Raw genomic sequence first — 13303 nt, 5'->3', positions numbered from 1 at the left:
GGGTGAGGATTCTAATTTTTCCGCCTACCTTCACGCTCAAGCCCTGCCTCCCAGGGCAGTTCCTCCCTCCCTTGAACGAGCATGAGGTGCAGAGCATGGCCAAAGTGAATCTCAAGCAGAAAGACGACGCCCAAGGCAGTACCCTGGGTGAGGTGCGCGGCTACGCCCGCAAGATCTGGCTGGCGGGCATCGGTGCCTACGCCCGCGTCGGCCAGGAAGGTTCCGACTACTTCAAGGAGCTGGTGAAGGCCGGCGAAGGCGTCGAAAAACGCGGCAGGAAGCGCCTGGGTAAAGAGATCGAAGCCGCCAACGGCCATCTCGACGAAGCCACCCAGGAAGTCAGCCGGGTACGCGGCAAGGTCGAGGTCCAGCTGGACAAAATCGAGAAAGCCTTCGACGCCCGTGTCGGTCGCGCCTTGAATCGCCTCGGCATTCCGTCTAAACATGACGTTGAGGCGTTGTCCATCAAGCTTGAACAGCTGCATGAGCTGCTCGAGCGCGTCGCGCACAAACCATAAGGAGAGCAGGATGGCTGGCAAGAAGAACACCGAGAAAGAAGGCAGTTCCTGGATCGGCGGAATCGAGAAGTATTCCCGCAAGATCTGGTTGGCTGGCCTGGGTATCTACTCCAAGATCGACCAGGACGGTCCCAAGCTGTTCGATTCGCTGGTGAAGGATGGCGAAAAGGCTGAGAAGCAGGCGAAGAAAACCGCCGAAGACGTGGCCGAAAGCGCCAAGTCGTCGACCAACTCCCGGGTGTCTGGCGTGAAGGACCGCGCGCTGGGCAAGTGGAGCGAGCTGGAAGAGGCCTTCGACAAGCGCTTGAACAGCGCCATCTCGCGCCTGGGCGTGCCCAGCCGCAATGAGATCAAGGCCCTGCACCAGCAGGTCGACTCGCTGACCAAGCAGATCGAGAAGCTGACCGGCGCGTCGGTGACCCCGATCTCCAAGGCCAGTGCCAGCAAGACCGCGGCCAAGCCCTTGGCCAAGGCGGCAGCCAAGCCTGCGGCCAAGACCGCTGCGGCCAAACCGGCGGCCAAGCCTGCGGCGAAAACCGCGGCGGCTAAACCGGCAGCCAAGCCAGCGGCGGCCAAACCCGCTGCCAAACCCACTGCGGCCAAAAAGCCGGCCGTGAAGAAAGCGACTCCGACCAAGCCTGCGGCAGCCAAGCCGGCCGCTCCGGCGCCCGCCGCCACCGCGGCTCCGGCTCCGAGCGCGGCCCCGGCCAGCAGCACGCCGTCGGCACCGGTGAACGCGGCCACCCAGGCCTGACACACCGCGTCGCCCTGATCGCGGGGCAAGCCCGCTCCCACGAAGCCTGCACAGGACGCGTGGGGGTGGGCTTGCCCCGTGATCGTTTCAGCCTTCCAGATAGCGCATCGCCAACTGCTCCGCCGCCCTGCGCGCCGGTGCCTGCAGATGCGGCGCCACCAGCATCATCACCTGGTATACCACCACCCCCACATCGCCCTCGCGCCCCAGCACCCGCTGGTAGTCCAGCGAGCACATCAGGGTCAGGGTGATCTGCTCCACCAGTTGCCCCAGCGCCTGGGTCTCACTGGTCACCTGGCCCTGGCCCTTGAGGCTGGCCAGCAACGCCGCCAGGGTGCGCTTGAGGGCGTTGATCAGGCTGCGCATGCCCCGCGCCAGCTTGGGCAGGCGCCCGGTGAGGTTGGACAGGTCCTGGAACAAAAAGCGGTACTGGGCCATGCGCTCGACGATCAGGTGCAGGAACAGCCAGTAGTCCTCGGCGTCCAGGCGCACATCCAGGGGCGGATCGAGCAGTGGCATCAGCTCCTCTTCGAAACGCTCGAACAGGCCGATCACCAGCGGCTCCTTGCCGTGGAAGTGGTAGTACAGGTTGCCGGGGCTGATCCCCAGTTCATTGGCGATCTCCAAGGTCGAGACGTTCGGCTCGCCCTGGCGGTTGAACAGCTGCAAGGCACATTCAAGGATACGGTCGCGGGTCTTCATCCGGTCAGCGCGCCAATACGTAGCTGCCCGGCGCGGGGCCCAGCGGTGGATAGGTGGCGTTGCCCAGTTCCTCGCGTGGCGCCTTCAGCGTGCCGGAGCGCTCACTGATCCATTCCCGCCACAACGGCCACCAGCTGCCGTCGCGCCGTTGGGCATCGTGGAACCAGGCCCGCGGGTCGCTGGAGAGCTTGGGGTTTTCCAGGTAGTAGGCCTTGGGATTGCCGGGCGGGTTGATGATGCTCTGGATATGCCCACTGTTGGCCAGGATGAAACGTCGGTCGCCACCGAGCAACAGCGCCGAGCGGTAGACCGCGTCCCACGGAGTGATGTGGTCGTTGCTGCCGGCCACGGTGAAACTGTCCAGCCCGACCTGCTTGAGGTCGATAGGTGTACCGCACACTTCCAGGCCTTCGGGGAAGGTCAGCGGGTTGAGCTTGAAGAAGTCCAGCAGGTCGCCGTGCAGGGCGGCGGGCAGGCGGGTGTTGTCGGCGTTCCAGTAGAGGATGTCGAACGCCGGCGGGGTCTTGCCCATCAGGTAGTTGTTGACCCAGTAGTTCCAGATCAGGTCGTTGGGGCGCATCCAGGCGAAGATGCGCGCCACTTCGCCGCCGTCCAGCACGCCGCGCTGGTACGAGCGGCGCTTGGCCGCCTCGATGGTCTGCTCGTCGGCGAACAGGCTGGCGGGACTGTCGAAATGGCTGTCGAGCAGGCTCACCAGGTAGGTGGCGCTGCGCACCTTGCGCAGTTGCTTCTTGGCCTGCAGGTGGCCCTGCAGGGCGGCCATGGTCAGGCCGCCGGCGCAGGCGCCCATCAGGTTGGGATCACGGCTGCCGCTGATGCTGCGGCAGGCGTTGAGCGCCTCCTCCAGGGCCTGCACGTAGCTGGACAGGCCCCATTCGCGGTGACGCGGGTCAGGGTTGCGCCAGCTGACCATGAACACCTGCAGGCCCTGCTTGAGCATGTACTGGACGAAGCTGTTGGTCGGGCCGAGGTCGAAGATGTAGAACTTGTTGATCTGCGGCGGTACCACCAGCAATGGCCGGGCGTACTGTTTCTCGCTCATGGGCTTGTACTGGATCAGTTCCAGCAGCTCGTTGCGAAACACCACCGCGCCGGGGGTGGCGGCCAGGTTGCCACCGACTTCGAAGGCCCGTTCGTCCACCTGGCGCGGCAGGCCATCGTTGTGGCGCAGGTCGTCGAGCAGGTGGCTGGCCCCGCGCAGCAGGCTCAGGCCGCCGGTGTTGAACAGCTCCTTGATCGCCAGCGGGTTGAGCAGCGAGTTGCTCGGCGCGAAGGCGTCGCTGACCAGGTTGAACAGGAACTGCGCCCGGGCGCGGTCATCGTCGGTCAGGCTGCTTTCCTCGATCCACAGGCGAGTTTGCTTCTGCCAGGCCAGGTAGGCCTGCAGGCCGCGACGGTAGAACGGGTTCTGGCTCCAAGTCGGGTCGCTGAAGCGCGCGTCGCGGGGGTGGGGTTGATAGGCGCTGTCACCGATCAGCACACGGCCCAGCTGGCCGCCCAGGCTCAGCAGATGGTGCGCGGTGTGCAGCGGGTTGCGCAGGCCGATCCGGCCGACCTGGCGCAGGGTCGAGATCAGGTCGCGACCGCGCAGGCCGGTGATGGCGTTCTGCACGTTCATGCTCGTGGCGGGGACCGGTGTCATCCCTCTGGCCGGTTTGTCCTTCATGCCAACACTCCTTCGTCAGATCCATTTCCGCGTTGGCCTCGTCGCGGGCTCGCCCGCGCGAAGGCGCACTGGGCTTGGCTGCAACTAGCCTGTGCTGACGCATAAAAAAGCCTTCCTACCCCCTTGCCGCTGGCCGGGGGTGCATGACCGCGCGTTGGCGTTCCTGCTCGAGGAATTTCATGATGATCGGCGCGACGGCTTCGGCCCGGGTGATCAGGAACAGGTGGCCGTCGTCGATTATGTGTAGCTGGGCATTGGGAATTCGCCAGGCCAGCAAGCGCATGTTGATCAATGGGATCAACGGATCGTCGTCGCCGGCCAGCACCAGAGTGGGTTGGTGGATCTTGTGCAACCAGTGGATGCTGGTCCATCCGAGTCCGGCGAACAGTTGCCAGTAGTAGCCCAGCTTGCCGCCCGAACGGACCTTGGAGGCGTGGTGCATGGCCAGCTCAGGGTCGCGCCGGAAGCCGCCGCCATAGATCAGCGGGGCGATGCGGATCACATGGGAGGGTTGCACGTAGCGCCTTGGGCTGGCCATCATCCACAGCACCTTGGGCTTGCCCGGTACCATCACCGCGCCGGCGGCGGTGGCGGCCAGCACCAGCTTCTTGCAGCGCTCCGGGTAGTCGTAGGCGAACTGCTGGGCCAGGGCGCCGCCCCAGGACACACCGATGACGTTGACCTGGCCGTAGTCCAGGTAGTCGAGCATGCGCGCGGTCAGCTTGGCCAGGCCGGGAAAGCGGTAGGGGTGGCGCGGCGTCGACGAGCCGCCGACCCCGGGTACGTCGAAGGCGATGACTTCCAGGTCCGGGTCCAGCGCCTCGATGAAAGGGAATACCAGCTCGAGGTTGGCGCCGATGCCGTTGAAGATCAGCAACGGCGTCAGGTGTGGCTTGCCCGGGCGGACCGCGGTGCGGATGGACTGATCGTCCAGCTCGACGGTCCTGAAGATGTACGGTTGCGGCATGCGCGTGACTCTGTGGTGAAGGTAGCGCCGCGATGCGCCGACTGGCCCATCGCGGCGGTTCGGTTCAACGCTCGTGCACGTATGTTCCCGGTGCGGCCTCGCCTGCGGTATAGGTGCGGTTACCCAGCTTTGTAGGCGCCTTCTTGAGTTCGCCGGCGCGCTCGCCCAGCCAGGCCTGCCAGTGCAGCCACCAGGAGTCGGCGTGCTTGATGGCGTTCTCCTGCCAGGCCACCGGGTCGTCCGGGCGGTCCTCGCCGGTCATGAAGCGTGCCTTGGGGTTGCCCGGCGGGTTGAGGATGCTCTGGATATGGCCGCTGTTGGACAGCACGAACTCGATCTTGCCGCCGAACAGGTGCGCAGAGCGGTAGCACGACTGCCACGGGGTAATGTGGTCGGCGGTGCCGGCGACGCTGTAGATGTCGCAGTCGACCTTCTTCAGGTCGATGGCGGTGCCGCACACCTCGAGGGCGTCGGGGCGGGTCAGCGGGTTATTCTTGAACATCTCGATCAGATCACCGTGGAAGGCGGCCGGCAGGCGGGTGGTGTCGTTGTTCCAGAACAGGATGTCGAACACCGGCGGTTCGTTGCCGAGCAGGTAATTGTTGACCCAGTAGTTCCAGATCAGGTCGTTGGGGCGCATCCAGGCGAATACCTTGGCCATGTCGCTGCCTTCGAGCACGCCAGCCTGGTAGGAGTGGCGCTTGGCCGCCTCCAGCGTTTGCTCGTCGACGAACAGCGCGACCTGGGTGTCGACGGTGGTGTCGAGCACGCTCACCAGCAGGGTGAGGGCGTTGACCTTTTTCTCGCCGAGCGCGGCGTAGTGGCCCACCAGCGCGGTGCAGGTGATGCCGCCGGAGCAGGCGCCAAGCATGTTCAGGTCCTTGCTGCCGGTGATCGCCAGCACCGCGTCGACTGCTTCCTTGAGCGCGTCGATGTAGGTCGAAAGGCCCCACTCGCGCTGAGCCTTGGTCGGGTTGCGCCAGCTGATGATGAAGGTCTGCTGCTGGGAGCGCAGGCAGAAGCGTGCCAGGCTCTTTTCCGGGCTCAGGTCGAACACGTAGAACTTGTTGATCTGGGGCGGTACCACCAGCAGCGGACGGCTGTGCACCTGCTCGGTAATGGGGCTGTACTGGATCAGCTCCAGCACATCGTTGCGGTACACCACCGAGCCTTCGCTGGTGCCGAGGTTTTTACCGACCTCGAAGGCCTCCATGTTCACCTGGCTGGGCATGCCGCCGTTGTTGACGATGTCCTTGGCCAGGTTGGACAGCCCGTCGAGCAGGCTCTTGCCGCCGGTCTCGAAGAAGCGCTTGACCGCGGCGGGGTTGGAAAGGGTGTTGGTGGGGGCCATGGCCTCGGTCACCAGGTTGATGACGAACTGCCCGCGGCTGATGTCCTGGGGCGACAGGTCGCTTTCGCTGATCCAGTCGTTGAGCTCCTTGCGCCAGGCCAGGTAGGTCTGCAGGTAGCGGCGGTACAGGGGGTTCTTGCTCCACGCCGGGTCAGCGAAGCGACGGTCGTCGCCTTCGGGCTGCAGGGCCGACTTGCCCAGCAGCACGTTCTTCAGCTCCAGGCCGAAATGCGCCACGTGCTTGGCGCTGTGCAAGGGCTGGCGTATTGCCTGGCGCAGCACCGTGCGCGCCGATGTCAGCAGATCCTTACGGCGAATGCCGATGACCGGGTTCAGCCCCAGGGTGTTTTCCGAGGCCTGCCGCTGCAACTCATCGTTGTTCTTGTTACTCATCTACGACGCTCCGTTGTCCTGAGACGAGTACCGGTGTGCTGTGACAGCCCGGTACTGCTACTCGGGTGACCAGTGATAAGGAACAGCGGTGCTGCGACCGGATGCGTGCCGATGATGAGCTGCGTGGGTTTCTGCGTGTGAAGACAACCTGCTTTCGCTCGCGACCTCTACATACCGGCCCGGCCCTGCCTGCCTTCAAGGCGATGCAGGGAACTTGCCAGCTCCATTGGTTACCCGACTTTCGTGTAATGCGCAAGACAGCCAATCTTTGGCTGTCATCAAGGCATTCAAGCAGATGAGATTAGAAAATGCGCTCTAAAGCCTGCGAGCCTTGAGCTAGAGCATCAATTTCACTACCGATTCGGACGGGTCGCGGGATTTGCCGGCCTTGTGCAATTCGTCGAGGTACTCGGCCCACAGCTGCTCCTGGCGCAGGCACAGCTGCTCGAGGTACTCCCAGGTGAACAATCCGGAGTCATGGCCATCGTCGAAGGTCAGTTTCAGTGCATATTGACCGGCCGGTTCCAGACCGCTGAGGCCGACGTTGATCTTGCCAAATTGCAGGATGGGATTGCCGTGGCCCTGGACCTCGGCGGACGGCGAATGCACGCGCAGGAATTCGGCGGGCAGGTGGTAGACCTCGCCGGGGGCGTAGGTGAGGGTGAGGGTCTTGGAGGCTTTGTGCAGGTTGATGGCGGTGGGGAGGCGGGCCATGGCTGGAATCTCTGGTGAGCTGATGGTGCAAGCTTCGGGAGATTCAGGGGATTGTGCAAGGGGGCTGCAAAGCAGCCCCCAGCGGTCTTACAGGATATAGCGCGACAGGTCTTCGTTCTGCGCCAGCTCACCCAGGTGGCTGTTTACGTAGGCGGCGTCGATGTGGATCGGCGTCTCGTCGTGGGCGCTGGCCAGGTCGCCGGCGCTGAACGACACTTCTTCGAGCAGGCGCTCGAGCAAGGTGTGCAGGCGGCGGGCACCGATGTTCTCGGTCTTCTCGTTGACCTGGTAGGCGATCTCGGCCAGGCGCTTGAGGCCTTCGTCGGCGAACTCGATGTTCAGGCCCTCGGTCTTGAGCAGGGCGCTGTACTGTTCGGTCAGTGAGGCATGCGGCTCCTTGAGGATGCGCTCGAAGTCTTCCGGGGTCAGCGCCTTGAGCTCGACACGGATTGGCAGGCGGCCCTGGAGCTCGGGCACCAGGTCGCTTGGCTTGCTCAGGTGGAACGCGCCGGAGGCGATGAACAGGATGTGGTCGGTCTTGACCATGCCCAGCTTGGTGTTGACGGTGCAGCCCTCGATCAGCGGCAACAGGTCGCGCTGTACGCCTTCACGGGAGACATCGGCGCCGCCGACGTTGCCACGCTTGGCCACCTTGTCGATCTCGTCGATGAACACGATGCCGTGCTGCTCGACCGCTTCCAGGGCCTTGGCCTTGAGCTCTTCCTCGTTGACCAGGCGGCCGGCTTCCTCGTCGCGGACCATCTTCAGGGCGTCCTTGACCTTCAGCTTGCGGCTCTTGCGCTTGCCCTTGCCCATGTTGGCGAACAGGCTCTGCAGCTGGTTGGTCATCTCTTCCATGCCGGGCGGCGCGGCGATCTCGACGCCCATGTTCTCGGCGACTTCGATCTCGATTTCCTTGTCGTCCAGCTGGCCTTCGCGCAAGCGCTTGCGGAACAGCTGGCGGGTGTTGGAGTCGGTGCTGGACTGCTGGGCTTCCTCGCTGAAGCTGCTGACCCGCGCCTGCGGTAGCAGGGCGTCGAGGATACGGTCTTCGGCGGCGTCCTCGGCGCGGTGGCGCACGCGCACGATCTCCTGCTCGCGCAGCATCTTCAGCGCGGCGTCGGCCAAGTCGCGGATGATCGACTCGACGTCACGGCCAACGTAGCCAACTTCGGTGAACTTGGTCGCCTCGACCTTGATGAACGGCGCGTTGGCCAGCTTGGCCAGGCGGCGGGCGATTTCGGTCTTGCCGACACCGGTGGGGCCGATCATCAGGATGTTCTTGGGCGTCACTTCGGCACGCAGCTCGGCAGGGAGCTGCATGCGCCGCCAGCGGTTGCGCAGGGCGATGGCGACGGCGCGCTTGGCGTCGTCCTGACCGATGATATGGCGGTTCAGTTCGTGAACGATTTCGCGGGGGGTCATGGACATGATGAATGTGGTCCTTCGGCAAAGTGGGTCAGCGTGGAAAAGCCCCATCACCGGGATGGGGCGCCAGAACAGCTGATCACTCGGCCAGGTCCTGCTCCTCGATGGTCAGGTTGTGGTTGGTGAACACGCAAATGTCGCCGGCGATGTTCAGGGCTGTCTCGGCGATCTCACGGGCCGAGAGGTCGGTCTTGTTCAGCAGGGCGCGGGCCGCGGCCTGGGCGTAGGCACCGCCGGAACCCATGGCGATCAGGCCGTCCTCGGGTTCGACCACGTCGCCGTTACCAGTGATGATCAGCGAGGCGTCCTTGTTGGCCACGGCCAGCATGGCTTCCAGGCGGCTCAGGGTACGGTCGGTACGCCATTCCTTGGCCAGCTCGACGGCGGCGCGCACCAGATGGCCGGAGTGTTTCTGCAACTGGGCTTCGAAGCGTTCGAACAGCGTGAAGGCATCGGCGGTGGCACCGGCGAAGCCGGCGATGACCTGGCCGTTGTACAGGCGACGGACTTTCTTGGCGTTGCCTTTCATCACGGTGTTGCCGAGGGAAACCTGGCCGTCGCCGCCCATGACGACTTTGCCGTTACGGCGGACAGAAACGATGGTAGTCAAGGGAGAGTCTCCACGCAGCGGGGCGAAAATGCCTGATGCAGACTCATATGGGGGGAGGGGGGAAGGATTTCAACCAGCGGGGATGAATGGTTGTTTCAGGTCTTTGCCGGCTCCATCGCGGGGCAAGCCCGCTCCCACGCCAGGTCGACCTTGCGTGGGAGCTCCTGCGTGGGAGCGGGCTTGCCCCGCGATAGGCGTTACTCAGGCCTCGTGGCAGACGTGCCCATCGACCAAGGTATAACGCACCGCGCCCGGCAGGCAGTGGCCGATGAACGGGCAGTTCGCACCGCGAGAGAACCACTGCTCGCCTGCCACGGTGGACGCGTTCGGATCGAACAGCACCAGGTCCGCGGCGCCACCCACCTTCAGCTCGCCGGCCGGCAAGCGCATCGCGGCAGCCGGGCCGCTGCTCAGGCGTGCCAGCAGGGTTGGCAGGTCGAGCAGGCCGTCCTCGACCAGGGTCATGGCCAGCGGCAACAGCAGCTCGACGCTGCTGATACCCGGCTCGGTGGCACCGAACGGCGCCAGCTTGGCATCGCGCTCGTGAGGCTGGTGATGGCTGCTGATCGCCTGAATCACCCCGGACTTCACCGCCTCGCGCAGGCCATCGCGGTCGGCGGCGGTGCGCAGCGGCGGCTGCACGTGGTACAGGCTGGAGAAGTCGCGCAGCGCTTCGTCGGTGAGGATCAGCTGGTACAGCGCCACATCGGCGGTGACCGGCAGCCCCAGCGCCTGGGCCTGGGCGATCAACCGGGCGCCGCGGGCGCTGGTGATCTGGGTGAAGTGGGCGCGCACGCCACTCTGCTCGACCAGCAGCAGGTTGCGGGCCAGGGCCACGGTCTCGGCGGTTTCCGGGATGCCCGGCAGCCCGAGGAAGCTGGCCATGGGGCCTTCGTGGGCCAGGCCGCCTTGCGCCAGGTCCCGGTCCTGGGAGTGGAACACCACGGTCAGGTCGAAGGTCGCCGCGTATTCCAGGGCGCGGGCCAAGGTGCGGTTGTTGGGGATTTCCTTCAGGCCGTTGCCGAAGGCCACGCAACCGGTGTCGCGCAGGGCCACCAGTTCGGCCAGTTGCTCGCCTTCCAGGCCCTTGGTCAGGGCGCCTATCGGGTAAACCTTGCTGTTGGCCGCCTCGCGGGCGCGGTCGAGGATCAGTTCGGCGACTGCCGAGGTGTCCAGCACCGGCTTGGTCTGCGGTGGGCAGCACAGGCTGGTGACGCCGCCAGCCACGGCTGCGCGGGTTTCACTGGCGATGTTGCCCTTGCGGCTGTAGCCCGGCTCGCGCAGGGAGACGCCGAGGTCGACCAGGCCCGGCGCGGCTACCAGACCGTCGGCCTGGATCGTGCGGCTGGCGTTGAAACCGGCCGGCGCCGCGCCGATGGCGGCGATGCGCCCGCCGTCCAGGTGCAGGTCGGTGATGCGGTCCAGGCCGCTGGCAGGATCGATGACCCGGGCGCCGATAATGCTGATGGTCACTGGGCGTTCTCCTGGTCGAATTGACGTTGCGCGTTCTGCCCGCTCATGGCCATGGACAGCACGGCCATGCGCACGGCGATGCCGTAGGTGACCTGGTTGAGGATCACCGAGTGCTGGCCGTCGGCCACCGCCGATTCGATTTCCACGCCGCGGTTGATCGGACCCGGGTGCATGACGATGGCATCCGGCTTGGCCCCGGCCAGGCGCGAGGTGGTCAGGCCGAACAGGCGGTAGAACTCGCCCTCGCTGGGCAGCAGGCCGCCGGCCATGCGCTCGCGCTGCAGGCGCAGCATGATCACCACGTCGACATCCTTGAGACCTTCGGCGAGGTCGGTGTAGACCTTCACCCCGTATTGTTCGATACCAATCGGGATCAGCGTCTTCGGGCCGATCACGCGGATGTCCGGGCAGCCCAGCGCCTTGAGCGCGAGCATGTCCGAGCGCGCCACCCGCGAGTGCAGGATGTCGCCGACGATGGCCACGGAGAGGTTTTCGAAGCCGCCCTTGTGCCGACGAATGGTGAGCATGTCGAGCATGCCCTGGGTCGGGTGGGCGTGGCGGCCGTCACCGCCATTGATTACTGCCACGTCCGGGCACACATGCTCGGCGATGAAGTGGGCGGCGCCGGAATCGGAGTGGCGCACGACGAACATGTCGGCGGCCATGGCCTCCAGGTTACGCAGGGTGTCGAACAGGGTCTCGCCCTTGCTGGTCGAGGAAGTCGACACGTTCAGGCTGATCACGTCGGCCGACAGGCGCTGGGCCGCCAGTTCGAAGGTGGTGCGGGTGCGGGTGGAGTTCTCGAAGAACACGTTGCACACGGTCTTGCCGCGCAGCAACGGGACTTTCTTCACGGCCCGGGCGCCGACTTCGAGGAACGAGTCGGCGGTGTCGAGGATCTCGGTGAGCAGTTCGCGGGGCAAACCGTCGAGCGAGAGGAAGTGGCGCAGCTGGCCCTGGTCATTGAGCTGCAGCGGGCGCTTGGCGTCGAGTGGCGTCATCGCGGGGGACTCTTAAAGGGCGGAAGCGGGAGCGGGAGCGAGGTCCTGGCGCTCGAGGGCGAGCGGCGTGGGTCCGGTCAATTTTACCCGTTCATGGGCGGCCAGGGACAGGGTGGCGCCGACTACATTCGGCCGGATCGGCAATTCGCCGGCATCCAGGTCGAGCAGGCAGGCCAGGGTCACGCTGGCCGGACGGCCATAGTCGAACAGCTCGTTGAGGGCGGCGCGGATGGTGCGCCCGCTCATCAGCACGTCGTCTACCAGCACCAGGTGCTGGCCTTCGATCTCGAACGGCAGCTCCGAAGGGCGCACCTGCGGGTGCAAGCCGTTCTGGCTGAAGTCGTCGCGGTAGAAGGACACATCCAGGGTGCCCAGCGGGCCCTGGTCGCCCAGCTCGGCCAGCAGGGCCTGGGCCACCCACACGCCGCCGGTGCGGATGCCGATGAAGCGCGGCTCGCTGATGCCGCGGCGGGCCAGGTGGGCGCGAAGGTCGACGGCCATCTGCCGGATCAGATCGGCGGGATTGGGTAGGCTCATTGCGTGCTCCTCGGAAGGCGGGCGCCGGCTCCAGCCGGCGGCAAAGCGGATTTAAGTGTTGGCCTCCAGCCAGCCTTGCAGCAGCAGGGCGGCGGCGATGGCGTCGACCGGGTTATCGCGGTAGCTGCCGTGGCGCCCGCCTCGGGCCATCTGCTCGCCCTTGGCCTCGAAGGTGGTCAGGCGTTCGTCGTGGGTGTGCACCGGCAGGTTGTAGCGGCCGTGCAGGCGCCGGGCAAATTTCTCGGCGCGTTCGCTCATCTCGCTGGGCGTGCCGTCCATGTTCAGCGGCAGGCCGACAACGATCGCGTCGGGTTTCCATTCCTTGATCAGCTTCTCGACCTGGTTCCAGTCCGGTACGCCGTTCTGGGCCTTGAGCGTGCACAGCTCGCGGGCCTGGCCGGTGATCACCTGGCCGACGGCCACGCCGATCTGTCGGGTGCCATAGTCGAAGCCCAGCAGTAGACGCAGTTCGGCCATCAGGCGTGGCCCGCCTGGCTGGTCAGCAGGCTGAGGTTGATCCCCAGGCTCGCGGCGGCGGCGCCCAGGCGTTGGTCGCTGGCCAGGCCAAAGATGATCTCGGGGTCGAAGGGGCAGTTGAGCCAGGCATTGTCGGCCAGCTCCGCCTCCAGCTGGCCGGCTTCCCAACCCGCGTAGCCCAGGGTGATGAGGCTCTTGCGCGGGCCATCGCCGGTGGCGATGGCGAACAGCACGTCCTGGGAAGTGGACAGCGACAGGCCCTCCAGCTCGACCGTGGCCTGGTAGCTGCGGTCGTTGCTGTGCAGCACGAAACCGCGGTCGGTCTGCACCGGGCCACCCTGGTAGATCGGGATATGCAGGGTGCTGGCGGGCGGCTCGTCGTCCGGGCGCAACTGCTCGAGGATGTCGGCCAGGTTCAGCTCCTGCGGGCGATTGACCACCAGGCCCATGGCGCCGTGGGCATTGTGCTCGACGATGTAGGTGAGGGTCTGGGCAAAGTTCGGATCGGCCATGTGCGGCATGGCGATCAGGAACTGGTGCTTGAGGTAGCTGGGGGCGAGGGTTTTCATGACCGCTAGTGTGGCGCCAGGTGGCGAGGCTGGCAAGGTGCGCGGAGGGCTGTTGGTACTCCCGTGGGAGCGGGCTTGCCCCGCGATGGCGTCAGATCAGGATTGCGCAGTGGCAAGACGGA

The 13303-nt window shown here is 65.5% G+C and carries 14 protein-coding genes; 2 read left to right on the top strand and 12 right to left on the bottom strand.

Annotation, left to right across the window (positions count from 1 at the left end; translation table 11 throughout):
• Positions 1 to 95 precede the first annotated feature (95 nt).
• Complete coding sequence (locus AC25MA_RS04035; protein WP_062360237.1) at positions 96 to 518, top strand: phasin family protein; 423 nt, start codon at positions 96 to 98, stop codon at positions 516 to 518.
• Positions 519 to 528: 10 nt separating this feature from the next.
• A complete protein-coding gene (locus AC25MA_RS04030; protein WP_028688367.1) occupies positions 529 to 1272 on the top strand; it encodes a phasin family protein in 744 nt (247 codons plus the stop codon).
• 87 nt (positions 1273 to 1359) lie between these two features.
• Here the strand turns inward: AC25MA_RS04030 and AC25MA_RS04025 are convergent, their stop codons facing one another.
• From AC25MA_RS04025 to AC25MA_RS03970, 12 genes are all read right to left on the bottom strand, one after another.
• Positions 1360 to 1974 carry a TetR/AcrR family transcriptional regulator gene (locus AC25MA_RS04025; RefSeq protein WP_028688366.1) on the bottom strand — a complete coding sequence of 205 codons (615 nt, stop codon included), beginning with the start codon at positions 1972 to 1974 and terminating at the stop codon, positions 1360 to 1362.
• A 4-nt stretch (positions 1975 to 1978) separates the two neighbouring features.
• The gene (gene phaC / locus AC25MA_RS04020; RefSeq protein ID WP_028688365.1) at positions 1979 to 3661 is read right to left on the bottom strand and encodes a class II poly(R)-hydroxyalkanoic acid synthase; all 1683 of its coding nucleotides are present in this window, start codon (positions 3659 to 3661) and stop codon (positions 1979 to 1981) included.
• Positions 3662 to 3776: 115 nt separating this feature from the next.
• Positions 3777 to 4628 (bottom strand): poly(3-hydroxyalkanoate) depolymerase, encoded by an 852-nt coding sequence (gene phaZ, locus AC25MA_RS04015; protein WP_062360233.1) that lies wholly within the window; start codon positions 4626 to 4628, stop codon positions 3777 to 3779.
• 64 nt (positions 4629 to 4692) lie between these two features.
• Complete coding sequence (gene phaC / locus AC25MA_RS04010; protein ID WP_028688363.1) at positions 4693 to 6372, bottom strand: class II poly(R)-hydroxyalkanoic acid synthase; 1680 nt, start codon at positions 6370 to 6372, stop codon at positions 4693 to 4695.
• Positions 6373 to 6708: 336 nt separating this feature from the next.
• Positions 6709 to 7086 carry a gamma-butyrobetaine hydroxylase family protein gene (locus AC25MA_RS04005; protein ID WP_011536058.1) on the bottom strand — a complete coding sequence of 126 codons (378 nt, stop codon included), beginning with the start codon at positions 7084 to 7086 and terminating at the stop codon, positions 6709 to 6711.
• Positions 7087 to 7173: 87 nt separating this feature from the next.
• Entirely contained in the window at positions 7174 to 8517 is a 1344-nt protein-coding gene (gene hslU / locus AC25MA_RS04000; RefSeq protein ID WP_062360228.1) for an ATP-dependent protease ATPase subunit HslU, read from the bottom strand.
• A gap of 76 nt (positions 8518 to 8593) precedes the next feature.
• Positions 8594 to 9124: an ATP-dependent protease subunit HslV gene (hslV, locus tag AC25MA_RS03995; protein WP_028688361.1), complete on the bottom strand. Its 531-nt coding sequence runs from the start codon at positions 9122 to 9124 to the stop codon at positions 8594 to 8596.
• A 201-nt stretch (positions 9125 to 9325) separates the two neighbouring features.
• Positions 9326 to 10597: a dihydroorotase gene (locus tag AC25MA_RS03990; RefSeq protein WP_028688360.1), complete on the bottom strand. Its 1272-nt coding sequence runs from the start codon at positions 10595 to 10597 to the stop codon at positions 9326 to 9328.
• Positions 10594 to 11598 (bottom strand): aspartate carbamoyltransferase catalytic subunit, encoded by a 1005-nt coding sequence (locus AC25MA_RS03985; protein ID WP_028688359.1) that lies wholly within the window; start codon positions 11596 to 11598, stop codon positions 10594 to 10596. The genes AC25MA_RS03990 and AC25MA_RS03985 overlap by 4 nt, the downstream gene beginning before the upstream one ends.
• Before the next feature lie 12 nt (positions 11599 to 11610).
• Complete coding sequence (gene pyrR / locus AC25MA_RS03980) at positions 11611 to 12135, bottom strand: bifunctional pyr operon transcriptional regulator/uracil phosphoribosyltransferase PyrR (protein ID WP_486971801.1); 525 nt, start codon at positions 12133 to 12135, stop codon at positions 11611 to 11613.
• A gap of 51 nt (positions 12136 to 12186) precedes the next feature.
• Positions 12187 to 12612 carry a Holliday junction resolvase RuvX gene (ruvX, locus tag AC25MA_RS03975; protein ID WP_028688357.1) on the bottom strand — a complete coding sequence of 142 codons (426 nt, stop codon included), beginning with the start codon at positions 12610 to 12612 and terminating at the stop codon, positions 12187 to 12189.
• Positions 12612 to 13181 (bottom strand): YqgE/AlgH family protein, encoded by a 570-nt coding sequence (locus AC25MA_RS03970; RefSeq protein ID WP_028688356.1) that lies wholly within the window; start codon positions 13179 to 13181, stop codon positions 12612 to 12614. The genes ruvX and AC25MA_RS03970 overlap by 1 nt, the downstream gene beginning before the upstream one ends.
• Between the last annotated feature and the right edge of the window lie 122 nt (positions 13182 to 13303).

The organism is Pseudomonas sp. P65(2024), assembly GCF_057480955.1.
The sequence above is the reverse complement of the archived record's forward strand: the minus strand, read 5'-3'. Positions and strand labels throughout refer to the sequence as shown.